Source organism: Micromonospora sp. NPDC049175, from assembly GCF_043197345.1.
GTDB lineage: Bacteria > Actinomycetota > Actinomycetes > Mycobacteriales > Micromonosporaceae > Micromonospora.
On record NZ_JBICSY010000007.1, the window covers coordinates 241,686 to 264,057 of the forward strand.

Sequence of the window (22,372 nt, forward strand, 5' to 3'; positions counted from 1 at the left end):
GTCAGGCCTCCACCAGGTAGGAGAAGACGCTCTCCAGAGACTCGTCGGACGGCACCAGTTGGCGCACCCGGATGCCGTGCTTGAGCGCGATCCGGGGCAGTGCCCGGGTGAAGGCGCCGTAGTCACCGGCCCGCACGGTCAGGCCGGTGGGGTCCAGCTCGACACCGCTGACGGACGGCTCGGCGATCAGCGCGACGGCAAGCGCCCGGTCGTCCGTCGACCGCACCGCGAACACGTGTGGGCGGTTGGTCATCAACCGGCGGATGGTCCGGAAGTCGCCGGAGGCCGCCAACCGCCCGGCCACCATCACCTGCACCGTCCCGGAGACCTGCTCGACCTCCTCCAGGATGTGCGAGCTGAACAGGATGGTCCGGCCGGCGTCGCCCAGGCTGTGCAGCAGTTGCATCATGTGCAGCCGCTGGCGCGGGTCCATCCCGTTGAACGGCTCGTCGAGGAGCAGCACCTGCGGGTCGTGCACCAACGCGGCGGCCACCCGGGCCCGCTGCCGCATGCCCTTGGAGTACGTGCCGATCCGGCGGCTCTGCGCCGACTCCAGCTCGACCAGGTCGATGGCCCGCCGGGCGGCCTCCGCCGGATCGGCCAGCCGGTGCAGCTTGGCGCTGGCCAGCACGAACTCGTACGCGGTGAGGAAGCCCTGCACCGCCTCCCGTTCACTGACCAGCCCCAACCGTCGGTAGACGTCGGGGTTTCGCCAGGTCGGCTGGTCGTCGAGGGTGACCGTGCCGCGCGACGGGGCGAGGAACCCGGCCATCATGTGCAGCAGGGTGGTCTTGCCGGCGCCGTTCGGGCCGAGCAGCCCGGTCACGCCCGGCCCCAGGGCCATGCTGATGTCGTTGACGGCGACCACGTTGCCGTACCACCGGGACACCCCGGTCAGGCTCAGCGTGCTCATCAGGAGGCGACCTTCCGGTAGCGGACCAGCAGGAGGGCGGTCGCACCGGCGACCAACAGCACCGCGGCCAGGGCGTAGACCGGGCCGAAGCCGCCGATCATCATCTCGCCCGGATCGCCCTCGACCAGCAGGTCACCAAGCGACCAGATGCCCACCCCCTGCACCAGCGTGGAGGGGGAGGCGAGCCCGGCCAGCTCGTTGGCGGCGCGCGACGGCAGGATGCTCAGCACCCCGACGATCGGGGTGGTCATCAGGAAGACCGCGACCACCCCACCGGCGGCGAAGGCGCGCTTGCCGGTCAGCGAGGCGACCAGCAACCCGACCGAGGCGAAGACCACCGCCCACAGCCCGGCGTACAGCAGCCCGGGCAGCAGGTCGAGCAGCTCGTTCCAGACCCCGCGCATGCCCTGCTTGGTGGTGAAGGCAGCACCCAGGAACATCAGCAACTGCGGTCCGCCGAGCAGCAGCCAGAGGGCGGTGACCAGCGCCAGCAGCTTGGCCAGCGCGTAGTCGCTGCGGGGCAGCGGTCGGGAGAAATACAGTGGCAGGACGCCGCTGCGCAGGTCCCGGGAGACCAGCTCCGGAGCGACCACCGCGACGAAGAAGATGACGAGCCAGCTCATCGCGTCGGCGAACTGGGCGTACGTGGCGACCGGCTCGCCGATCTGGCTGCGGATGGCCGCGAGGGCCACCGCGACCAGGGAGACGATGCCGACCACGAGCCACGGGAAGATCTTGGCCTTGGCGCTGCGCCCGAACCCGAAGGCGGTACGCAGCCCGTGCCCGTAGAGGGCGCCGAAGACCTGGCGGCGGCCCAGCCTCGGGCCCTCGTAGCGCTGGTAGCCGATGTCGTGGATGACGCCTGTCGGCGCCTGGCGCACGGCGGCTGCGGTCGGCTCAGGCATGGGAGAGCTCCCTCGTGGCGAAGAGTTCGGCCACCCGGTGCCGGCGCTGGTCCAGTCGGTGCAGTGGCAGGTCCAGTTCGGCGACCGCGCCGAGGATCAGGTCGTAGGTGCCGTCGTCGGCGAGTGGCACGAGCAGCAGTCGCCCGTCCCGCGCGACCGGCAGCTTCAGCTCGGCGAGCCGGGCGGCGAGCTCCTCGGTGCCCTCGCTGACCTCGACGGCGAGCACGTCGGTGGCCGTGGTCATCGCGGAGATGTGGTCGGCGCGCAGCAGTTTGCCGCCGTCGATGGCGATCAGCGTGTCGCAGATCCGCTCGACCTCGCCGAGCAGGTGCGAGCAGACGAGCACGGAGATGCCGAACTCGGTGCCGATCCGGTGCACGAGCGCCAGCATGGCGTCGCGGCCGGCCGGGTCCAGGCCGTTTGTCGGCTCGTCCAGCAGCAGCAGGTCGGGGTCGTGCACCAGCGCCTGGGCCAGCTTGACGCGCTGCTTCATGCCTGTGGAGTAGCCGCCCACCGGGCGGTAGCGCTCCTCGTAGAGCCCCACGTGCCGCAGGGCCTCCGAGGCTCGCTCGCGGGCGGCGGTGCGGGGCAGGCCGCTGATCCGGCCGAGGTGGGTGACCAGCTCGGCGGCGGACAGGTCGGGTGGGAGGCAGTCGTGCTCGGGCATGTAGCCGACGCGGGCACGGACCGCCGCCGGGTCGGCCGACGGGTCGATGCCGAGCACCGAGACCTGACCGCTGGTAGGTGCGATCAGGCCGAGCAGAATCTTGATCAACGTGGATTTTCCGGCGCCGTTCGCGCCCACCAGGCCGATGATCCCGGGCTCGACGGCGACGGTGAGGTCGGCCAACGCGGTGACCCGACCTCCGTACGTCTTGGTGAGCGACTGGGTCGCGATCAGTGTCACGCTGCCAGCGTAGGGAGTCGACGCCCACCACGGGCACCGGCGCGCCCCCGGCGCTTCCCTGATCCTTGCCCCGAGCGACCCTTAAGGTCTCCTGCCGAGGGTGGTGGAACCGTTGCCGCCGGTAGCGTGTCCGGCGCGACCCCGCCTCGGGAAACACCGATCCGGGGTGACACCATTCATCTCCCGGCCCGTCGGGAGTCGTGCCCGCGTCACCTGGATGTCGAGCGAGCCCGTCCTCCACGCCGACCACAACCGGTCCGGGGTGCAGTCGGCTGCGGTCGGCGACGGCCGGGGAATCCGCCGCCGATCCGCCCGACCGGGTCGTGGAGTGGCGGCCTCGACCGATCGGCGGTCGGCTGCGAAACTGTGTGCCGGTCAGCGAGTGGGGGGTGTGGATGAGCAACGGCTGGGTGCTGCCCGACGAGGTGCTGCAAGACGCACCGGCGTACACGCCGCGTCCCGGTGAGCTCGCTGATCTGGAGCTGCTGCTGATCGGCGCGTACGCCCCCCTGATCGGTTTCATGACCCGTGCCGACCTGGTGTCGGTCAGCCGGCGCGGCCAACTGGCCGACGGCACTCCCTGGCAGGTCGCGGTGACCCTCCAGGTGCCGGCCGCGCTGGCCCAGGGCTTCGATCCGCGTGACCCGGCCCGTCGGGCGCTGGTGCTGACCGACGGCGAGGGCGCGCCGGTGGCCGCCCTGGACGTGGCGGACGTCTGGCCGGTCCGCGACGGTGTGGCCGGGGTTGGCGGCCAGGTCCGGCGCTTGGGCGACGGCGGCCACGGCCCGTTCCAGCGACTGCGCCGCAGCCCCGAGGAGGTCCGCGCGCTGCTGCCTCCGGGCCGGGTGCTCGGTGTGATCGCCGACCGGCCCCTGCACCGTCCCCAGCTCGCTCAGATCGCCCACGCCGCCCGCACCCTGGCCGCGCACCTGCTCGTGATGATCCCGGTCGGTGAGGGTGGCGTCGGTGGGCTTCCGCCGGAGGCGCTGGTACGCATCATCTTCGCCGCCCGGGACCGGATGCCGCCCGCGACCGTGATCGCGGTGCCGCTGTCGCATCGCCGCGAGGAGATCAGCGACGCGCTGCTGCGTGCCCGGGTCTCCGCCGCGTACGGGGTCACCCACCTGCTCTCCACCGGAGAGATGCTCTCCGGCGCCGGGTTGCGGGTGCTGGTGCCGCGCGAGCTGGCCTACGACAACAGGGACGGGCAGTGGCGCTGGCGGGAGGACATCCCACCCCGTAACCGCCGGCTCGCGCTGACCCAGCAGGAGATCGACGACCTGCTGGATCGCGGCTTCCCCCTGCCGGAGTGGCACACCCCGCCGGCCGTGGCGAGGGAGCTGGCCCGGGCCCGGCCACCGCGTCGGCACCGGGGGCTCGTGGTCTTCCTGACCGGCCTCTCCGGCTCCGGCAAGTCGACGATCGCCCGTGGGCTGGCGGACGCGTTGCGGGAGGGCGGCGACCGCACGGTGACCCTGCTCGACGGGGACGTGGTGCGCCGGGAGCTCTCCGCCGGGTTGGGCTTCAGCAAGGCCGACCGGGACATGAACGTCCGGCGGATCGGGTGGGTGGCCGCCGAGATCGCCCGGCACCGGGGGGTGGGCATCTGTTGCCCGATCGCCCCGTACGCGGCGGCCCGTGCCACCGCCCGCGAGATGGCCATGGCGGCGGGGGCGGGTTTCGTGCTGGTGCACGTCGCCACTCCGCTCGAGGTGTGTGAGCGCCGGGACCGCAAGGGCCTGTACGCGCGAGCGCGGGCCGGCCTGCTCACCGGGATGACAGGCATCGACGATCCGTACGAGGAGCCGAGCGACGCCGACCTGGTGCTGGACACGACCGATCTCAGCGTGGCGGACGCGGTTCAGGCCCTGCTGCACCAGCTCACCGAGACGGGTTGGGTGGAGTTGAAGATCGCTTCTGCCTGAGGCGTTTTCCGCATCCGCCGTCCGGCCACCGTCGGCTCCGCGCTAGTGTTCGTCTTTGTTGGAACACGTTTGACCGCGTGAGAGTACGGGGACCACCGGGAGGCACGGCGAATGCTCGCTCAGCAGCGGCAGGCGGCCATCCTGGAGCGGGTCCGGTCCACCGGCGGTGTCCGGGTGAGTGAGCTGGCGGGCGAGTTCGGCGTCTCCGACATGACGATCCGCCGTGACCTGGAGACGCTGCACGAACGTGGCCTGCTGGCCAAGGTGCACGGCGGCGCCACGGCAGCCGGGCCGAGTTCGACCGACGAGCCGGGCTTCCACGCCAAGTCGGTCCGCCAACTGGCGGAGAAGGCCGCCATCGCGGATCGGGCGGCCCAACTGGTCCGGCCGGGCGCGGCGGTCGCGCTCTCCGCCGGCACCACCACCGCCGAACTGGCCCGCAAGCTCGTGGACGTGCCCGGCCTGACCGTGGTGACCAACTCGCTGCCGGTGGCCGAGATCCTGCACGCCGGTGGCCGGCCGGACCAGACGGTGGTGCTCACCGGGGGTGAACGCACGCCGTCGGACGCGCTTGTCGGCCCGCTCGCGGTCGGGGCCATCCGGACACTGCACCTGGATCTGCTCTTCCTGGGCGTGCACGGCATCACCGAGCGGGCCGGCTTCACCACCCCGAACCTCATGGAGGCGGAGACCGACCGGGCGCTCGTGGCCGCGGCGGACCGCCTGGTGGTGTTGGCCGACCACACCAAGTGGGGCACGGTGGGCATCTCCTCGATCGTCGAGCTGGCGGCAGCACACGTACTGGTCAGCGACGACCGGTTGCCAGCGGCCGCACGACGGGTACTCGACGAACGAGTGGGCGAATTGATCATGGTAGAAGCGACAGGGGCGGGCCGCGCGACGCGCACGCCGACGAGTGAGGGGGCGGCGCAGTGAAACGCACCGCGATCGACCTGGCCGACGGCCGGGAACTGATTTACTTCGACGAGCGCGACGACGCGGTCCGCGACCAGCCAGACCGCCGCGACCTGCCGCCGCCGCCCCCCGCGTCCCAACTGCGCTACGACCCGCTCACCGACGAGTGGGTGGCGGTGGCCGTGCATCGGCAGACCCGCACCTTCCTCCCACCGGCGAACGAGTGCCCGCTCGACCCGTCGGTGGGTGACCGACTGACCGAGGTCCCCGCGCCCGACTACGACGTGGTGGTCTTCGAGAACCGGTTCCCGTCGCTCAGTGGCCGGGTCGCCGAGGAGCCCGGGGAGATCACCCCGTTCACGCCTGTTCGACCGGGAGTCGGCCGATGCGAGGTGGTCTGCTTCACCTCGGACCACAACGCCTCCTTCGCCAGCCTGCCGCCGAGCCGGGTCCGCACCGTCCTGGACGCCCTCGCCGACCGCACCGAGGTGCTCGGCGAACTGCCCGGCGTGGAGCAGATCTTCTGCTTCGAGAACCGGGGCGTCGAGATCGGTGTCACGCTGCACCACCCGCACGGGCAGATCTACGCGTACCCCTTCGTGACGCCGCGCACCCGCGCGCTGCTGGCCGCGGCACGCCGGCACGCGGAGCGGACCGGCGGGGGCAACCTGTACGCGGACGTGCTGGCCGCCGAGCGCGCGACCGGCGACCGGGTGGTCGCGGAGAACGAACACTGGACGGCGTTCGTCCCGGCGGCCGCCCGCTGGCCGTTCGAGGTGCACGTCGCGCCGCACCGGGTGCTACCCGACATTCCGGCGCTCAGCGACAGTGAGCGGGATGCTTTCGGGCCGCTCTACCTGGATCTGCTGCGCCGCTTCGACGGCCTGTTCGACATGCCGATGCCGTACATCTCGGCCTGGCACCAGGCGCCGGTGCGGATCGACCGCGAGTTGGGCCACCTGCACCTACAGCTGTTCAGCATCCGGCGGGCCAAGGACAAGCTGAAGTATCTGGCCGGCTCCGAGTCCGGGATGGGTGTCTTCATCAACGACATCTCGCCCGAGCGGGCCGCCGACCTTTTGCGCGCCGCCTGAGCAGCCCCGCTGTGCGCGTGGCCTGAGCTTGGCGGGAAACAGGGCGCGGGGGGCCCGGGACAGGGCCCCCCGCAGGGAAGGGACGGCTGGCTGTGCACGGCACAGCCGGGAAGGCTGGCTGATCGGCGCACGGGTGCCGCGGGTCGACCGTGGTCAACCTTCCTCGGACGCGACTGGCATCTCGTCCATCCTGGTCAACGAGGCGCGCCGACGGCGGTGACGCCAACCGGCGCGTCCGCGCCGGACACGCCGAAGCCCGCCGGCTGGTGCCGGCGGGCTCCGATGACGCGGTACGCCTGGATCAGGCGGCGATCTTGCGAGCCAGGTTCTCGTCGAGCGCGTTCATGAACTCGTCGGTGGTCAGCCACGGGGCGTCCCGCGAGATGAGCAGCGAGAGGTCCTTGGTCATCTGGCCGCCCTCGACGGTGTCGACGATGACCTGCTCCAGCGTGTTGGCGAACTCGGTGACCGCCGGGGTGCCGTCCAGCTTGCCCCGGTGGGCCAGACCCCGCGTCCAGGCGTAGATGGACGCGATCGGGTTCGTCGACGTCTTCTCACCCTTCTGCCACTGCCGGTAGTGCCGGGTGACGGTGCCGTGCGCGGCCTCGGCCTCGACGGTCCGGCCGTCCGGGGAGAGCAGGACGGAGGTCATCAGACCCAGCGAGCCGAAGCCCTGCGCGACGGTGTCGGACTGCACGTCACCGTCGTAGTTCTTGCAGGCCCAGACGTAGCCGCCCTCCCACTTCAGCGCGGCGGCGACCATGTCGTCGATGAGCCGGTGCTCGTAGGTGATGCCGGCGGCGGCGAACTCGTCCTTGAACTCGGTCTCGAACACCTCGGCGAAGATGTCCTTGAACCGGCCGTCGTACGCCTTGAGGATGGTGTTCTTGGTGGACAGGTAGACCGGGTAGTTGCGGTCCAGCCCGTACCGGAACGAGGCCCGGGCGAAGTCCCGGATCGACTCGTCGTAGTTGTACATGCCCATGGCGATGCCGCCGCCGGGGAAGTTGGCGACCTCCATCTCCATCGGGGCGCCGCCGTCGGCCGGGGTGTAGGTGATGGTCACCGTGCCCGGGCCGGGGACGACGAAGTCGGTGGCCTTGTACTGGTCACCGTGGGCGTGCCGGCCGATGATGATCGGCTTGGTCCAGCCGGGGACCAGCCGCGGCACGTTGGACATGATGATCGGCTCGCGGAAGACGACGCCGCCGAGGATGTTGCGGATCGTGCCGTTGGGCGACCGCCACATCTTCTTCAGGCCGAACTCCTCCACCCGGGCCTCGTCCGGGGTGATGGTCGCGCACTTGACGCCGACGCCGTGCTCCTTGATGGCGTTGGCGGCGTCAACGGTGACCTGGTCGTCGGTCTCGTCGCGGTGCTGGATCGACAGGTCGTAGTAGTGCAGGTCGACGTCGAGGTAGGGCAGGATCAGCTGCTCCCGGATCTGCTTCCAGATGATCCGGGTCATCTCGTCGCCGTCGAGCTCCACGACCGGGTTGTTTACCTTGATCTTCGCCATCGGCCGGCGCTCCTCTCGGGGGACACGTGCTCAAGCAGTACGAGCGTACTGCAATTGGACCGGCAGCCCCCACCCGGCCTCGGTCGGCCGACGGAAGCGGACTGCACGGCACAGAATTCCCTGACACCATCGCCCGATGCCACTGAGCCGCACCCTCGGGTCTATCACGGTCACCGCGCTCACCGACTCCGAGGGAGCTTTCTTCCAACCTCGCAGCGAGGCGTTTCCGCACGCCACGGCGGCCCACTGGCGGGAGGCCGACCGCCGCGACCCGGGCGCGGTGACCGCCGACGGGCGGTGGTGGCTGCCGTTTCGCAGCTTCGCGATCCGATCCGGGGACGGGCCGGTCACACTTGTCGACGCCGGCATCGGCCCGGCCGACTCACTTGCCGCGAGCTGGGCACCCGTACCGGGACGGCTGCCCGCCGAACTGGCCGCCGCCGGCATCGACCCCGCGGACGTCGACACCGTCGTGCTCACCCACCTGCACACCGACCACATCGGCTGGGCCGTGACCGGCACGCCGGGCCGGCCGTACTTCCCGAACGCGAGCTACCTGCTGCAGCGCGCCGAACTCGACGCGGCGGAGACCCTCAATCCGGCACTGCCGGCCGGCCTGGTCGCGCCGTTGCGCGCCGCCGGCCAACTCCGGGTGGTCGACGGCGAGACCACCCTCACCCCGGCGGTACGTCTGCTGCCCACCCCCGGCCACACGCCCGGCCACCAGTCGGTGCTGGTGACCTCGACCGAGGAACGCGTGCTGGTCACCGGCGACCTGCTGGTGCACATGGTGCAACTGGTCGATCCCGACCTGGCGTACGCCCACGAGGAGGACCCGGAACAAGCCCGCCACTCCCGACGATCAACCCTGGACACCCACTCCCCCACCCTCCTGGCCACCCCCCACCTGACCACCCCCTTCACCCCCACCCCACCCCCGCCCCCCACCCCGCCCCACCCGGCCCCCCAGTCCCACCCGTTCCCGCGTTGATCATGAGGTTATTGCCTCGACTCGCCGACGAAACTGGCAATAACCTCATGATCAACGCCGGTTTGGGCGGGGGTGGGGGGACGGGGAAGGGCGCGTCGGCTTTGCCGACGCGCCCTTCGGTGGAGCGGTGTTTCGGGGTACTACATGCTGGAGATGTCGCCCTGCTTGGCGCGGACGGCCTCGGCGGCCTCCAGGAGGCTGGCGCGCTCGTCGGCGTCCAGGTCGGTCTCGACGACCCGCTTGACGCCCTCGGCGCCGATCTCGGCCTCGACACCGAGGTAGACACCGGAGATGCCGTACTCGCCGTCGACCCAGGCGCAGACCGGCATGACCTCGCCGGAGTCCTCCGCCACGGCCTTCGCCATCCGGGCGGCGGCGGCGGACGGGGCGTAGTACGCCGAACCGGTCTTGAGCAGCGCGACCACCTCGGCGCCACCGTTGCGGGTCTTGACGACCAGTTCCTCGATCTGCTCGGCCGGCATCGCGTCACGCAGCGGCTTGCCGTTGACGGTGCTCTTCGACGGGACCGGGACCATCGTGTCGCCGTGCGAGCCCAGGGTCAGGGTGCGTACCGACGCGACCGGCACGTTCAGTGCCTCGGCGACGAAGTTGCTGAACCGGGCGGTGTCGAGCATGCCGGCCTGGCCGAGCACCCGGTTCTTGGGGAACTGGGTGGCGAGCTGCGCCAGCGCGGTCATCTCGTCGAGCGGGTTGGAGACCACGATGACGACGGCGCTCGGCGCGTACTTGGCGACGTTCTCGGCGACCTGGCGGACGATCTTGGCGTTGGTCTCCAGCAGATCCATCCGGCTCATGCCGGGCTTGCGGGGCAGACCAGCGGTGATCACGACGACGTCGGAGCCCTCGATCTGCTCGTAGCCCTCACCGTTGGGGCCGGTGGTCACGCCGACCACCTTGGTCTCGAAGCCCTCGATGGCCCGGGACTGGTTGAGGTCGAGCGCGAGACCCGCGGGCTTGCCCTCCACGATGTCGGTGATCACTACGGTGTCGAAGACGTCGTACTCGGCCAGGCGCTGTGCGGTGGTGGAGCCGTAGAAGCCAGCCCCGACGACAGTGACCTTCTTACCCATGGTCGTCCCACTCCCTGATACCAGTCGGTTTTCCGGACCGTATCAGTCATCCTGGCACCGATCGGGCCAGGGGCGGCGGCCATCGCCGGGATGGGGCGAACGTCACCACCGTCCGGGTTTGGGCCGCCGAGGAGTGGGTCAGCCGCGCTCCGCACGCTCCACGACGTTCGTGAGCAGCATGGCCCGGGTCATCGGACCCACGCCGCCCGGCATGGGGACCAACGCGCCGGCGGTCTCGGCCACCTCCGGGTCCACGTCACCGGTGTAGCGGCCCTTGCCGTCCGCGCCGATCACTCGCGTGATGCCGACGTCGACCACGACCGCGCCCGGGTTGATCATGTCGGCGGTGAGCAGACCCGGTACGCCGGCAGCGACGATGACGATGTCGGCTGCCCGGGTGTGCGAGGCGAGGTCGAGGGTGCCGGTGTGGCAGAGGGTGACGGTGGCGTTCTCGCTGCGGCGGGTGAGCAGCAGACCGAGCGGCCGACCGACGGTGTTGCCCCGACCGACCACGGCCACGGTGGCGCCGCGCAGGGCCACGTCGTGCCGGCGGAGCAACTCGACGATGCCGCGCGGGGTGCAGGGCAGCGGGCCGTCGTAGCCGAGCACGAGGCGGCCCAGGTTGACCGGGTGCAGGCCGTCGGCGTCCTTGTCCGGGTCGATCAACTCCAGCACGCGCTGGGTGTCGAGGTGGGCCGGCAGCGGCAGTTGGACGATGTAGCCGTGGCACGCCGGGTCGGCGTTCAGCTCGGCCAGCACGTCGTCGACCTGCTGCTGGGTGGCGTCGGCGGGCAGCTCCCGCCGGATCGAGGCGATGCCGACCTCGGCGCAGTCGCGGTGCTTGCCGTTGACGTACGCCTGGCTGCCCGGATCCGCCCCGACCAGGACCGTGCCCAGCCCGGGGATGATGCCGCGTTCCGCGAGTGCCTTCACCCGTATCCGCAGCTCGTCCTTGATCTCCGCCGCGGTTGCCTTGCCGTCCAGAAGCGTCGCCGTCACCACCAGATCGTCTCACGGCCGCCACCTGAGCGTTCGGACGACCTCAGGTGGCGCGGGCCCCCGCCACCGGTTGGCCACCCTCGACAGCAGGTGACGGTGAGTTACGTGGTGCTAGTCACTCTCAGTCACAGATCGTGGATTAGGTCACCGTAGAACCGGACGGACCGGCGGAGTGCGACAGGGACCGGACGGGCGGCCGAGACTGCGCCAGACCGGCCGAGGCCGACCCATCGGGCGCTTCAGTTGGCCGAATTTTTGCAGGTGAACGACGTTTGAGCCGAATTCGGCTAGCAGATCTGGTGACCCTCGACAAGCCCACACGTGCCGGACCGTTACCCACCCGCAACCGCCTCGTTGCCGACGGCCGGTCGCCGACCTACCGTTGCCGCTTGTTGCGCAGCGTAACCCAGCGTCGGGCCTGACTGCGCAGCGTGAGGAGATGAGGAGGCTCAATGCGAGTTCGTAGACTCGCCGCCTGGACCGCCCTCCCGCTCGCGGTGACGCTGGGCCTCGCGGCCTGCGGCAGCGGCGGAGACGGTGGATCCGGCGGCAGCGGCACGTCGGCGGTCAGCATTCAGATCGCCGAGCCGAAGCACCTGGTTCCCACGAACACCACCGAGACGTCCGGGTCGCAGGTGCTCGCCGGCCTGTTCAGCCCGCTCGTCGACTACGACGCCCAGAACAAGCCGTACGAGGTCGCCGCGCAGTCGATCACCTCGTCCGACAACAAGGTCTGGACGATCAAGCTCAAGGACGGCTTCACCTTCCACAACGGTGAGAAGGTCACGTCCGAGGACTACATCAACGCCTGGAACTACGGCGCGTACGCCCCCAACGGCCAGGACGCCAACGCCTTCTTCGACAAGATCGCTGGCTACGCGGACCTGCAGGGCAAGGCGCCGAAGGCCAAGGAGATGTCCGGCCTGAAGAAGGTCGACGACGCCACGTTCACCGTGACGCTGTCCGACCCGTACATCGACTTCAAGACCACGCTCGGCTACAACGCGTTCTTCCCACTGCCGAAGGCCGCGTTCTCGGCCCCGGGCGTGCTCAAGGACGGCTTCGAGCAGGCGCCGATCGGGCAGGGCCCCTTCAAGATGAAGGGCACCTGGCAGCACGACAGCAAGATCGACGTCGAGCGCTTCGACGCGTACCCGGGCGAGAAGCCCAAGGTCAAGGACATTGAGTTCCGGATCTACCAGCAGCTCACCGCGGCCTACGCGGACGTCCAGGCGGACAACCTGGACGTGCTGCCGACGATCCCGACCGAGAGCCTGAGCACCGCGCCGAGCGACCTGGGCGACAGGTACCAGACCAGCCCGATGTCGTCGTTCCAGTTCCTCGCGTTCCCGACGTTCGACAAGGACTACAGCAACCCGGACGTGCGCAAGGCCATCTCGATGGCGATCGACCGTGACGAGATCACCAAGTCGGTCTTCAAGGGCTCGCAGACGTCGGCACGCTCCTTCGTCTCGCCGGTCCTGCCGGGCTACCGGGACAACACCACGGGCAAGGCGGGCGAGTTCAACCCGACCGAGGCCAAGAAGCTCTACCAGGCCGCCGGCGGCCCGTCGAAGATCGTCATCTCGTACAACGGCGATGGCGGGCACAAGGACTGGGTCGACGCCACGGTCAACCAGCTCAAGGCCAACCTGGGTGTGGACGCCGTCGGTTCGGCCGAGCCGAAGTTCGCCGACCTGCTCACCAAGGTCGAGAAGAAGCAGCCGGTGGGTGCGTTCCGGATGGGTTGGGTCATGGACTACCCGACCATGGAGGACTACCTCGGCCCGCTGTACAGCACCAACGGCTCGTCGAACTACTACGGCTACAGCAACAAGGAGTTCGACAAGCTGGTCAAGGAGGGTTCCGCCGCCAAGACGCAGGACGAGGCGATCGCCAAGTACCAGCAGGCGGAGGACCTTCTGGCCAAGGACATGCCGGTGATCCCGCTCCGCTTCGGCGAGAACGTGTTCGGCCACTCGTCCAAGGTCAAGAACGTGCAGATGGACCTGTTCCAGCGGGTCAACCTCGTCAAGATCGAAGCGGCCAGCTGAGCTGACCATGGTGCGGGCCACCCGGGCGACGACGCCCGGGTGGCCCGACCGCACCACCGGGCCGGGTCGCAGCAGCGGACCCGGCGTCGGTGGTGCCGGCTTCCCCGGGCCGGACGGCACGTCTCGGATATTTCGGGTACGACCAGAGATGCCGTCCTGCGACCCTTTCGCACATTTCCGGAGAGACTGCTAAGCATGTTCCGCTACATCTTGCGGCGCCTACTGCAGATGGTCCTGGCGTTCTTCGGGACCACCCTGATCGTCTACGCGCTGACATTCGCCGGGCAGGGCGACCCCATCCAGGCGCTCGCCGGTGAGCGGCCGGTGACGCCTGCCCAACGGGCCTACCTGACCGAGAGGTACCACCTGGACGCGACGGGCGTCGGTGGCTTCTTCTACCGCTACTTCGACTACGTGAAGAACCTGCTCCAGGGCAACCTGGGCGAGTCGCTCACCGGTCGGAACATCGGCGACATCCTCCAGCAGGCCTGGCCGGTCACCGTCCAGCTCGCGCTCATCGCGCTCGCCGTGGCGATCATCTTCGGTGTCACCGCCGGTGTGCTCGCCGGCATCCGCCGGGCCAGCATCTTCGACAACTCGACGCTGGTGCTGACCCTGCTGGTGCTGGGCATCCCGACAATCGTGCTGGCGCCGCTGGCGCAGTACTTCCTGGGCGTCAGGTGGCAGCTCTTCCCACCCACCGCCGGCTCCGACCCGACGTTCTACGCACTCCTCCTGCCCGGCATCGTGCTCGGCTCGCTGTCGCTGGCCACCGCGCTGCGGCTCACCCGAGCCTCGGTGGCGGAGAACCTGCGCGCGGACTACGTCCGGACCGCCCGGTCCAAGGGCCTGGTCAAGCGCCGCATCGTCGTCGTCCACGTGCTGCGCAACTCGCTCATCCCGGTGGTCACCTTCCTCGGCGTGGAACTGGGCAACCTGATGAGCGGCGCGATCATCACCGAGGGCGTCTTCAACATCCCCGGCGTGGGCTTCAACCTCTTCCGCGGCATCCGCACCGAGGACGGCCCCCTGGTGGTCGGCATCGTCAGCGTGCTCGTCGTGGTCTACCTGGTCTCGAACCTGGTGGTGGATGTCCTGTACGCCGTACTCGACCCGAGGATCCGCTATGAGTGAGCGCAGCGAAGGTGCAGGCATGAGTGAGCGCAGCGAACGAATCATCAGCGCAGCGTGCCTGGGCTCTCATGCCGGCACCGAGCGCAGCGAGGGGCGGGCATGAGTGAGCGCAGCGAACGAATCATCAGCGCAGCGTGCCTGGGCTCTCATGCCGGCACCGAGCGCAGCGAGGGGCGGGCATGAGTGACTTCGAGACGGTGGCGGCCAGCGAGAACCAGGCCGCCCGCCGTGGCCCCTCGGGCGAGCCGGGCACACCCAACCAGGTCGGTGCCGCGAACAAGCCCCGCAGCCTGGCCGGCGACGCCTGGCGCGACCTGCGCCGCAACCCGATCTTCTGGATCTCGCTGGCGCTTGTCGTCATCTTCACCCTGATGGCGCTGCTCCCGGGGGTGTTCACCGCCAACAACCCGAACGACTGCCTGCTCTCCCGGCAGCACGCCGGGCCGTCCGGCGGGGCCATCTTCGGGTACGACTTCCAGGGCTGCGACACGTACTCCCGGGCGGTTTACGGCACCCGCGCCTCGCTGCTGGTCGGCGCGCTCGCCGCGCTCGGCACCGGGATCATCGCGCTGGTGATCGGCATGCTGGCCGGCTACTTCGGCCGCTGGATCGACGCGGTGCTCTCCCGGGTGATCGACGTGGTGCTCGGCATCCCGCTGCTGCTGGCCGCGATCGTGCTGCTCAAGCGGGTGTCCAGCGACAGCCAGTGGGCTCGGATCGGCGCGGTCGTCTTCGTGCTGGCCCTGCTCGGCTGGACCACCGCCGCCCGCGTGGTCCGCTCCTCGGTGATCACCGCGAAGGAGCAGGACTACGTCGCGGCGGCCCGGATGCTCGGCGCCGGCAACAGCCGGATCATGTGGCGGCACATCCTGCCGAACTCGCTGGCCCCGGTCATCGTCGTGCTGACCATCGCGCTCGGCTCGTTCATCGCGGCCGAGGCGACGCTCTCCTTCCTGGGCATCGGTCTGAAGGCGCCGACCATCTCGTGGGGTCAGGACATCGACACCGGCCGCATCCACATGCGGGAAGCCGCTACGCCGCTGATCGTCCCGTCGGCGTTCCTCGCGCTGACCGTGTTGGCGTTCATCATGCTCGGCGACGCGATCCGTGACGCCTTCGACCCGAAGCTGCGGTGACTCTGATGACCCACTCCACAGTCGAACCCACACCCGCCTCCGCGACGCCCGAGGGCGGCCACCTGCTGGAGTTGCGGGACCTGCACGTCGAGTTCCGCACCAACGAGGGCGTAGCCCGGGTGATCAACGGCGTGTCCTACCACCTGGACGCCGGCGAGACGCTCGCCGTGCTCGGCGAGTCCGGCTCGGGCAAGTCGGTCACCGCCCAGGCGATCATGGGCATCCTGGACACCCCACCGGCGTTCGTCCGCTCCGGCCAGATCCTCTACCAGGGTCAGGACCTGCTCACCCGCTCCGAGGAGCAGCGCCGGCAGGTACGCGGCACGGAGATCGCGATGATCTTCCAGGACGCGCTCTCCGCCCTGAACCCGGTCTTTCCGGTCGGCTGGCAGATCGGCGAGACGCTGCGCCAGCGCGCCGGCATGTCCCGGGCCGACGCCCGACGTCGCGCCATCGAGCTGATGGACCTGGTCAAGATCCCGGGAGCCGCCAAGCGGGTCGGCGACTACCCGCACCAGTTCTCCGGCGGCATGCGGCAGCGCGTCATGATCGCCATGGCGTTGGCGCTGGACCCGAAGGTGCTGATCGCCGACGAGCCCACCACCGCGCTCGACGTGACGGTCCAGGCCCAGATCATGGACCTGCTGGCCGACCTGCGTCGGGAACGCAACATGGCGATGATCCTGATCACCCACGACCTGGGTGTGGTCGCCGGTGTCGCCGACCGGATCGCGGTCATGTACGCCGGCCGGATCGTCGAGCACGCCGACGTCCGCTCGCTCTACAAGGCGCCCGCCCACCCGTACACGAAGGGTTTGTTGGAGTCGATCCCGCGCCTGGACGTCCGCGGTGCGGAACTGTCGACGATCAAGGGGTTGCCGCCGAACCTGATGCGCATCCCGTCCGGCTGCCCCTTCCACCCCCGGTGCCCGTACGTCCAGCAGGTCTGCGTGGACGTCGTACCGCACGACCTGGTCCTCGGCGACGGCCGGACCAGCGCTTGCCACTTCGCGCAGGAGGTCCGTGATGACAGCGTCGCCCGCTAACCCCACGAAGGTCCGCGGCGAGGCGATCCTCTCCGTCGACAACCTGGTGAAGCACTTCCCGATCACGCAGGGCGTCCTGTTCCAGCGGCAGATCGGCGCGGTCAAGGCCGTCGACGGGGTGAGCTTCGAGCTGCGTCGGGGCGAGACGCTGGGCGTGGTCGGCGAGTCCGGGTGCGGCAAGTCCACCCTCGCCCGGCTGCTGATGCGGTTGGAGACGCCCACCTCCGGCCGGGCCACCCTGGAAGGTCGGGACCTGTTCAAGGCCTCCGGGGGCGAGCTGCGTCGGGTACGCCGCAACATGCAGATGGTGATGCAGGATCCGTACACCTCGTTGAACCCGCGGATGACCGTCGGCGACATCATCGGCGAGCCGTTCGAGATCCACTCGGATGCCGCCCCGAAGGGCAGCAAGCAGAAGCGGGTCCAGGAACTGCTCGACCTGGTCGGGCTCAACCCGGAGCACATCAACAGGTACCCGCACCAGTTCTCCGGCGGTCAGCGCCAGCGCATCGGCATCGCCCGCGCGCTCGCCCTGCGGCCCGAGGTGATCGTCTGCGACGAGCCGGTGTCGGCCCTCGACGTCTCCATCCAGGCCCAGGTGATCAACCTGCTGAAGCAGCTCCAGGACGAGCTGGGGCTCTCGTACATCTTCATCGCCCACGACCTGTCCGTGGTGCGGCACATCGCCGACCGGGTGGCCGTGATGTACCTCGGGCGGATCGTGGAGATCGGCACCGAGGACGAGATCTACGAGCGAGCCACCCACCCGTACACCCAGGCTCTGCTCTCCGCGGTGCCGGTGCCGGACCCGGAGGCCCGCGATCAGCGCAACATGATCCGGCTGGTCGGCGACGTGCCGAGCCCGGCCGACCCGCCGAGCGGGTGCCACTTCCGCACCCGCTGCTGGAAGGCCCAGGACATCTGCGCGGTAGAGGACCCGAAAACGGTCCCGAGAGCAGCGGACCCCCACCCGTCCGCCTGCCACTTCGCCGAACTCCGCCCAACCCTCCCCGCCTAACCCCGGCCCCGGCCCCGGCCCGGGTGATCATGAGGTTGACGGGCCGTTTCGTCCGGCTTGTCGCCCGTCAACCTCATGATCAACCCTGTCCCGGCGTGGGGTGGGTGGGGGTTCGGGTTAGTGGTAGAAGTGGCGCGTTCCTGTTAGGTACATTGTTACGTTTGCCTTTTTGGCTGCTTCGATTACCTCTTCGTCGCGGATCGAGCCGCCCGGTTGCACGATGGCGCGGACGCCGGCGTCGATGAGGATCTGCGGGCCGTCGGCGAACGGGAAGAACGCGTCCGAGGCGGCGACCGAGCCGCGGGCCCGGTCGGCGCCGGCGCGGCTGACCGCGAGCTGCGCCGAGTCGACCCGGTTGACCTGACCCATGCCGACGCCGACCGTGGCGCCGTCCTTGGCGAGCAGGATCGCGTTGCTCTTCACCGCGCGGACCGCCCGCCAGGCGAACGCGAGGTCCCGCAGCAGCTCCTCGTCGGCGGCCTCGCCGGTCGCCAACCGCCAACTCGCCGGGTCGTCGCCGGGGGCGTTCACCCGGTCGGCGACCTGGGCCAGCACGCCACCGGTCACCGACCGCAACTCCACGAGGGCGGGCGTCCAGGCCGGCGCCCGCAGCAGCCGGATGTTCTTCTTGCCCTGCAACACCTCGACCGCGCCCTCGTCGAAGCCGGGGGCGACCACGACCTCGGTGAAGATCTCGGCGACCTGCTGGGCCAGCTCGACCGAGACCGGCCGGTTGACCGCGATGACACCGCCGTACGCCGACACCGGGTCACAGGCGTGCGCCAGGCGGTGCGCCTCGGCCACGTCCGCGCCGACCGCGATGCCGCACGGGTTGGCGTGCTTGATGATCGCTACCGCCGGCTGGTCGGCGAAGTCGTTCGCGGCCCTCCAGGCGGCGTCGGCGTCGACGTAGTTGTTGTACGACATCTCCTTGCCGTGCAGCTGCTCGGCCTGGGCCAGCCCGGCGGGAGCGTCCGGGTCGGTGTAGAGCGCGGCGGGCTGGTGCGGGTTCTCGCCGTAGCGCAGCGCTGTCGACTTGCGCAGCGTCAGCCCCGCGAACTGCGGCCACGAGTCGTCGGCGGGCGCCAACTCTTGGGCGCACCACTGGGCCACCGCGACGTCGTACTCGGCGATGTCGGCGAACGCCCGGGCGGCCAGCGCGCGACGCTGGGCCAGGGTGAAGCCGCCCTCGTCGAGCGCGCCGAGCAGGGCCGGGTAACCGGCCGGGTCGGTGAGCACGGCGACCGAGGCGTGGTTCTTTGCGGCGGCCCGCACCATGGCCGGGCCGCCGATGTCGATCTGCTCCACGCACTCCTCGACGCCGGCGCCGGACGCGACGGTCGCCTGGAACGGGTAGAGGTTGGAGACCAGCAGGTCGAACGCCGCCACCCCCAGCTCGTCGAGCTGCGCCACGTGCGTGTCCTTGCGCAGGTCGGCGAGGAGACCCGCGTGCACCTTCGGGTGCAGGGTCTTCACCCGGCCGTCGAGCACCTCGGGGAAACCGGTCACCGTCTCCACCGGCGTCACCGGCACGCCGGCGGCGGCGATGGTGCCCGCGGTGCTGCCGGTGGACACGATCTCCACACCGGCCGCGTGCAGGGCCTGGGCCAGCTCGACCAGCCCGGTCTTGTCGTAGACGCTGACCAGCGCCCGCCTGATCGGGCGGCGCCCGTCCTGAGTGGGACTCACGGAACCGTGACCTTCCTTCCGGTGATGGTCCAGCCTTCGCGGACCAGGCGACCGACCTGCTCGACGAGCTGGCGCCGCTCGGCTTCCTTGATGCGCTCGGTGAGCGTGTCGACGTCGTCGTCGTCGAGCACCGGCACCGCGACCTGCGCGACGATCGGCCCGGTGTCCATGCCCGCGTCGACGAAGAAGAGGGTGGCCCCGGTGAGCTTCACGCCGTAGGCGAGGGCGTCCCGTGGACCGTGGATGCCGGGGAACGCCGGCAGCAGGGTGTTGTGGGTGTTCAGGTAGCGGTCGCCGAAGGCGGCGAGGAAGTGCGGGCCGACCAGCTTGAGGAAGCCGGCGGAGATGACCAGGTCGGGTTGGTGCTTCGCGACGTGCGCGGTGAGCGCGACGTCCCAGTCCTCCCGGGTGCCGTGGTCGCGGACCCGCTCGACGAAGGTCGGCACCCCGGCCGCCTCGGCCCGGTCCAGGCCCGCGATCCCGTCGCGGTCCGCGCCGACCGCGACGACCTGTGCGCCGTACGCGGGGTCGGTGGCGGCATCCAGCAACGACTGGAGGTTGCTTCCGGAGCCGGAGATGAGGACGACGATGCGGGCGACAGGCGCGGGCTCGGTCACCGGGCCACCCTATCGGGCAGGTCAGGACGTCCTTTCGCTGGGCGGTGCGCCGATCTTTGCCGGCGTCGACGTGCATCGACCCGGTACGCTGCCGCTCGCTCGGGCCGAACGTCCCACCGACCCGCGCCCCGGCACTGGCCCGACCCGCGGAACTGGTCGAGAAGGGCCTTTTCCTCCGCTTCGCGGAAAATGTCCCCGGGATGCTGCACTGGGCATCGGGAGGACTGACCGCGATCATGGATGGAAACACACAGCAGTAACTGACGGAACCAGTCCAAGGAGCTTTCGAATGCAGCCCGGTACCCCCGGTCAGGACCCGTACGGCCAGCAGCCCAACCAGGACCCGACCGCCCCGCCGCCGCCAGCCGCCCCGTACGGCCAGCAGCCCACCTCCGGTCAGCCCTACGGCCAGCAGGATCCGTACGCGGCGCCGCAGGCCCCGTACGGCCAGCAGCCCACCTCGGGGCAGCCGTACGGCCAGCCCACCTCGGGTCAGCCGTATGGTCAGCCGCCGGCGTACCAGGACCCGTACGGCCAGCAGCAGCCCCAGTACGGCGCCGCCCCGGGATACCCGAACGCCGGGTACCCGCAGGCGCAGGGGCAGAACAACACCCTCGGCCTGGTGTCGATGATCCTCGGTATCGCGTCGATCCCGCTGCTCTGCTGCTTCTCGCTGGGCATCCCGGTCGGCATCGCGGCAGTGATCACCGGTTACCTCGCCCGGCAGAAGGTCGCCCGCGGGGAGGCCAACAACGCCGGGCAGGCCAAGGCCGGCCTGATCTGCGGCGCGGTCGGCGTCGGGCTCGGCATTATCTTGATCATCCTGTCCGTCGTGGCACAGGTCACGCTGCCCGGCCAGCCCTGACCGGCTCGCTGTCGACGGGGCGCTCCGGATTCGTCCGGGGCGCCCCGCGCTCGTTCACCCCGCGAAGACGCGGCCCGTTCCTACTGGGCCGGGGTGCGGGTGAGCGCTCGGGTGGCCGCGGCGCCGAGCAGCGCGCCGACCGCGATCACACCTGTCGCCACCGCCCCGACCTGCCAGCCCACCGGCCCGACCTGCGCCAGCCGACCGGCGCCGAGCGACCCGCCGGACACCGCGGCGGCCACGCCGAGCAGCACTCCGGCCACCGGCCCGGCCAGTGCCGCCGGCACCAGCACCTCGGCCCAGCGCTGCGGGGCCCGCTCCGACCCGGCGAGTCGAGCCACCCGGCGGGCGAGCAACAAGCCGGCGACCATCCCGGCCAGCACCGGCACCGCGAGCAGGAGAGCGCCGAGACCGTCCACCGGACCTCGCGGCAGGCCGGCGAGCAGTGGCACGGCCGGCAACGCGCCGACCGACACCTCGCTGGTGCGGACCGCGGTGTCGGTGCCGACCGCGAAGCCCGGCCCGAGCAGGTAGCTGGCTGACCAGACCGCCGCGTTCGGCGCGTACGCGGCGCTGACCAGCGTGATCCCGGCCTGCCCGGCGACCCCGGTCCGGTACGCGCCGATCATGTCGGCCGCGTCGCCCCCGCCGGTGGCCACCGCCAGGCCAGCCGCGCCGGCACCCGCGCCGAGCAGCAGGAGTCCGGCCACCAGGCCACTGCGCACGCCGTCGCGCACCGGACCCGGCAGCCGGGTGACGAGCAACCGGGTCACGGCGGTGACGCGGGTCGCGCCGACGAGCGCGGCGAGCGTGCCGACCACCGCGAACGTCGCTCCGGCCCGGATCACCGACACGTCCGTCGCGCCGGCGCCGACCAGCACCGCCGCGAGAGCGCCGAGCAGCGCGTACGCGATGCCGACCGCGCCCGCGGCGAGCAGCGCCCGACGCGGCGAGCGGGTGTCGCGGGCACCGATCGCGCGGCTGACGTGCACGCCGGCCCGGGTCAGTCGCCACAGTGCGAGCACCGTCAGCGCCAGAGGAGCGAGCCCGAGCGGGCCGGACGCGGTGTGCAGCGGCACGCCGTGCCCGAGCAACCAGCCGGCCAGCGCGGTGCGCAGGGTGTTGGTCAGGCTGCCGGAATCCGCGCCGAGCTGCACCAGGCCGAGCACGATGGCGACCGGCAGGTAGGAGGTGAGCGCGGCCCCGCAGGCGGCCACCCCGGCGGCGACGGGCAACGGCGCGCGCCCGCGTGGCGACCCGCCCGCGCGGGGCGCGGGCACCCGTCGGGCCGGCGCGGCACGACCGACCGGCCGGTCGTCGGCGCGCACACCGCCGGGACGGCTGGGACGGTCAGGGGTGACGGGGGACATCCGCTCTACTCTGGCACGTCGCGAAGGCGGTGGCAGTCCGTTAACCCGTCCGAAGGGCGACGAGTTGACCGAACCGGGGATCCGGCGACCCGGTCCGGTCTAGCCTCGGCCAGAGGGGGCGCGACCCGCCGCCGCCCGGGTCGGGTCCGCCGGTCGCGGTCCGGCCGGCTCGCCGCCCACGACC

At 70.8% G+C, this 22,372-nt stretch carries 19 protein-coding genes; 10 read left to right on the plus strand and 9 right to left on the minus strand.

Features of this window, described 5'->3' with window-relative positions; all coding sequences use genetic code 11:
* Position 1 precedes the first annotated feature (1 nt).
* The 3 genes from ACGFH8_RS27080 to ACGFH8_RS27090 are packed head-to-tail and all read right to left on the minus strand — an operon-like array spanning position 2 to position 2,725.
* A complete protein-coding gene (locus ACGFH8_RS27080) occupies positions 2-913 on the minus strand; it encodes an ABC transporter ATP-binding protein (protein WP_393372285.1) in 912 nt (303 codons plus the stop codon).
* Positions 913-1,818, minus strand: coding sequence for an ABC transporter permease (locus ACGFH8_RS27085; RefSeq protein WP_393372287.1), 906 nt, complete (start codon positions 1,816-1,818; stop codon positions 913-915). The genes ACGFH8_RS27080 and ACGFH8_RS27085 overlap by 1 nt, the downstream gene beginning before the upstream one ends.
* Positions 1,811-2,725 carry an ABC transporter ATP-binding protein gene (locus ACGFH8_RS27090; RefSeq protein ID WP_393372290.1) on the minus strand — a complete coding sequence of 305 codons (915 nt, stop codon included), beginning with the start codon at positions 2,723-2,725 and terminating at the stop codon, positions 1,811-1,813. Before ACGFH8_RS27090 ends, ACGFH8_RS27085 begins: the two co-directional genes overlap by 8 nt.
* 395 nt (positions 2,726-3,120) lie before the next feature.
* Here ACGFH8_RS27090 and cysC point away from each other — a divergent pair, with 395 nt between their 5' ends.
* From cysC to galT, 3 genes are all read left to right on the plus strand, one after another.
* Entirely contained in the window at positions 3,121-4,650 is a 1,530-nt protein-coding gene (gene cysC, locus ACGFH8_RS27095) for an adenylyl-sulfate kinase (protein WP_393372292.1), read from the plus strand.
* A gap of 111 nt (positions 4,651-4,761) precedes the next feature.
* A complete protein-coding gene (locus ACGFH8_RS27100) occupies positions 4,762-5,586 on the plus strand; it encodes a DeoR/GlpR family DNA-binding transcription regulator (protein ID WP_393372295.1) in 825 nt (274 codons plus the stop codon).
* On the plus strand, positions 5,583-6,659 hold the full coding sequence (galT, locus tag ACGFH8_RS27105) for a galactose-1-phosphate uridylyltransferase (RefSeq protein ID WP_393372298.1): 1,077 nt from the start codon (positions 5,583-5,585) through the stop codon (positions 6,657-6,659). Before ACGFH8_RS27100 ends, galT begins: the two co-directional genes overlap by 4 nt.
* A gap of 301 nt (positions 6,660-6,960) precedes the next feature.
* Here the strand turns inward: galT and ACGFH8_RS27110 are convergent, their stop codons facing one another.
* Positions 6,961-8,178, minus strand: a complete 1,218-nt coding sequence (locus ACGFH8_RS27110) for an NADP-dependent isocitrate dehydrogenase (RefSeq protein ID WP_393372301.1) — start codon at positions 8,176-8,178, stop codon at positions 6,961-6,963.
* A 136-nt stretch (positions 8,179-8,314) separates the two neighbouring features.
* On the opposite strand from ACGFH8_RS27110, the gene ACGFH8_RS27115 reads away from it, so the two are divergent.
* On the plus strand, positions 8,315-9,169 hold the full coding sequence (locus ACGFH8_RS27115; protein WP_393372304.1) for an MBL fold metallo-hydrolase: 855 nt from the start codon (positions 8,315-8,317) through the stop codon (positions 9,167-9,169).
* A 140-nt stretch (positions 9,170-9,309) separates the two neighbouring features.
* On the opposite strand, the gene ACGFH8_RS27120 is transcribed toward ACGFH8_RS27115, so the two are convergent.
* A complete protein-coding gene (locus ACGFH8_RS27120; protein WP_393372307.1) occupies positions 9,310-10,260 on the minus strand; it encodes a malate dehydrogenase in 951 nt (316 codons plus the stop codon).
* Positions 10,261-10,398: 138 nt separating this feature from the next.
* Complete coding sequence (locus ACGFH8_RS27125) at positions 10,399-11,259, minus strand: bifunctional methylenetetrahydrofolate dehydrogenase/methenyltetrahydrofolate cyclohydrolase (protein WP_238644677.1); 861 nt, start codon at positions 11,257-11,259, stop codon at positions 10,399-10,401.
* 452 nt (positions 11,260-11,711) lie between these two features.
* Between ACGFH8_RS27125 and ACGFH8_RS27130 the strand changes: the two genes are divergently transcribed.
* From ACGFH8_RS27130 to ACGFH8_RS27150, 5 genes are all read left to right on the plus strand, one after another.
* Complete coding sequence (locus ACGFH8_RS27130) at positions 11,712-13,313, plus strand: ABC transporter substrate-binding protein (RefSeq protein ID WP_393372310.1); 1,602 nt, start codon at positions 11,712-11,714, stop codon at positions 13,311-13,313.
* A gap of 195 nt (positions 13,314-13,508) precedes the next feature.
* A complete protein-coding gene (locus ACGFH8_RS27135; RefSeq protein WP_393372313.1) occupies positions 13,509-14,447 on the plus strand; it encodes an ABC transporter permease in 939 nt (312 codons plus the stop codon).
* A gap of 179 nt (positions 14,448-14,626) precedes the next feature.
* A complete protein-coding gene (locus tag ACGFH8_RS27140; RefSeq protein ID WP_393372316.1) occupies positions 14,627-15,583 on the plus strand; it encodes an ABC transporter permease in 957 nt (318 codons plus the stop codon).
* A gap of 5 nt (positions 15,584-15,588) precedes the next feature.
* Positions 15,589-16,629, plus strand: coding sequence for an ABC transporter ATP-binding protein (locus ACGFH8_RS27145; protein WP_393372318.1), 1,041 nt, complete (start codon positions 15,589-15,591; stop codon positions 16,627-16,629).
* Entirely contained in the window at positions 16,610-17,647 is a 1,038-nt protein-coding gene (locus ACGFH8_RS27150; RefSeq protein WP_393372320.1) for an ABC transporter ATP-binding protein, read from the plus strand. Before ACGFH8_RS27145 ends, ACGFH8_RS27150 begins: the two co-directional genes overlap by 20 nt.
* 117 nt (positions 17,648-17,764) lie before the next feature.
* On the opposite strand, the gene purH is transcribed toward ACGFH8_RS27150, so the two are convergent.
* Both purH and purN read right to left on the minus strand, forming a co-directional pair.
* Positions 17,765-19,336, minus strand: a complete 1,572-nt coding sequence (gene purH / locus ACGFH8_RS27155; RefSeq protein WP_393372323.1) for a bifunctional phosphoribosylaminoimidazolecarboxamide formyltransferase/IMP cyclohydrolase — start codon at positions 19,334-19,336, stop codon at positions 17,765-17,767.
* On the minus strand, positions 19,333-19,953 hold the full coding sequence (gene purN / locus ACGFH8_RS27160) for a phosphoribosylglycinamide formyltransferase (protein ID WP_393372326.1): 621 nt from the start codon (positions 19,951-19,953) through the stop codon (positions 19,333-19,335). The genes purH and purN overlap by 4 nt, the downstream gene beginning before the upstream one ends.
* Before the next feature lie 289 nt (positions 19,954-20,242).
* Here purN and ACGFH8_RS27165 point away from each other — a divergent pair, with 289 nt between their 5' ends.
* Entirely contained in the window at positions 20,243-20,818 is a 576-nt protein-coding gene (locus ACGFH8_RS27165; RefSeq protein ID WP_393372329.1) for a DUF4190 domain-containing protein, read from the plus strand.
* Positions 20,819-20,898: 80 nt separating this feature from the next.
* On the opposite strand, the gene ACGFH8_RS27170 is transcribed toward ACGFH8_RS27165, so the two are convergent.
* Positions 20,899-22,188 carry a DUF6350 family protein gene (locus ACGFH8_RS27170; protein ID WP_393372331.1) on the minus strand — a complete coding sequence of 430 codons (1,290 nt, stop codon included), beginning with the start codon at positions 22,186-22,188 and terminating at the stop codon, positions 20,899-20,901.
* Positions 22,189-22,372: the final 184 nt, after the last annotated feature.

Coding starts and splice junctions, on each gene's coding strand:
- cysC (WP_393372292.1), top strand. CDS start 3,121: ATGAGCAACGGCTGGGTGCTGCCCGACGAGGTGCTGCAAGACGCACCG.
- ACGFH8_RS27130 (WP_393372310.1), top strand. CDS start 11,712: ATGCGAGTTCGTAGACTCGCCGCCTGGACCGCCCTCCCGCTCGCGGTG.
- ACGFH8_RS27170 (WP_393372331.1), bottom strand. CDS start 22,188: ATGTCCCCCGTCACCCCTGACCGTCCCAGCCGTCCCGGCGGTGTGCGC.
- ACGFH8_RS27120 (WP_393372307.1), bottom strand. CDS start 10,260: ATGGGTAAGAAGGTCACTGTCGTCGGGGCTGGCTTCTACGGCTCCACC.
- ACGFH8_RS27140 (WP_393372316.1), top strand. CDS start 14,627: ATGAGTGACTTCGAGACGGTGGCGGCCAGCGAGAACCAGGCCGCCCGC.
- ACGFH8_RS27135 (WP_393372313.1), top strand. CDS start 13,509: ATGTTCCGCTACATCTTGCGGCGCCTACTGCAGATGGTCCTGGCGTTC.
- ACGFH8_RS27145 (WP_393372318.1), top strand. CDS start 15,589: ATGACCCACTCCACAGTCGAACCCACACCCGCCTCCGCGACGCCCGAG.
- ACGFH8_RS27165 (WP_393372329.1), top strand. CDS start 20,243: ATGCAGCCCGGTACCCCCGGTCAGGACCCGTACGGCCAGCAGCCCAAC.
- ACGFH8_RS27150 (WP_393372320.1), top strand. CDS start 16,610: ATGACAGCGTCGCCCGCTAACCCCACGAAGGTCCGCGGCGAGGCGATC.
- ACGFH8_RS27100 (WP_393372295.1), top strand. CDS start 4,762: ATGCTCGCTCAGCAGCGGCAGGCGGCCATCCTGGAGCGGGTCCGGTCC.
- ACGFH8_RS27110 (WP_393372301.1), bottom strand. CDS start 8,178: ATGGCGAAGATCAAGGTAAACAACCCGGTCGTGGAGCTCGACGGCGAC.
- ACGFH8_RS27080 (WP_393372285.1), bottom strand. CDS start 913: ATGAGCACGCTGAGCCTGACCGGGGTGTCCCGGTGGTACGGCAACGTG.
- ACGFH8_RS27085 (WP_393372287.1), bottom strand. CDS start 1,818: ATGCCTGAGCCGACCGCAGCCGCCGTGCGCCAGGCGCCGACAGGCGTC.
- ACGFH8_RS27115 (WP_393372304.1), top strand. CDS start 8,315: ATGCCACTGAGCCGCACCCTCGGGTCTATCACGGTCACCGCGCTCACC.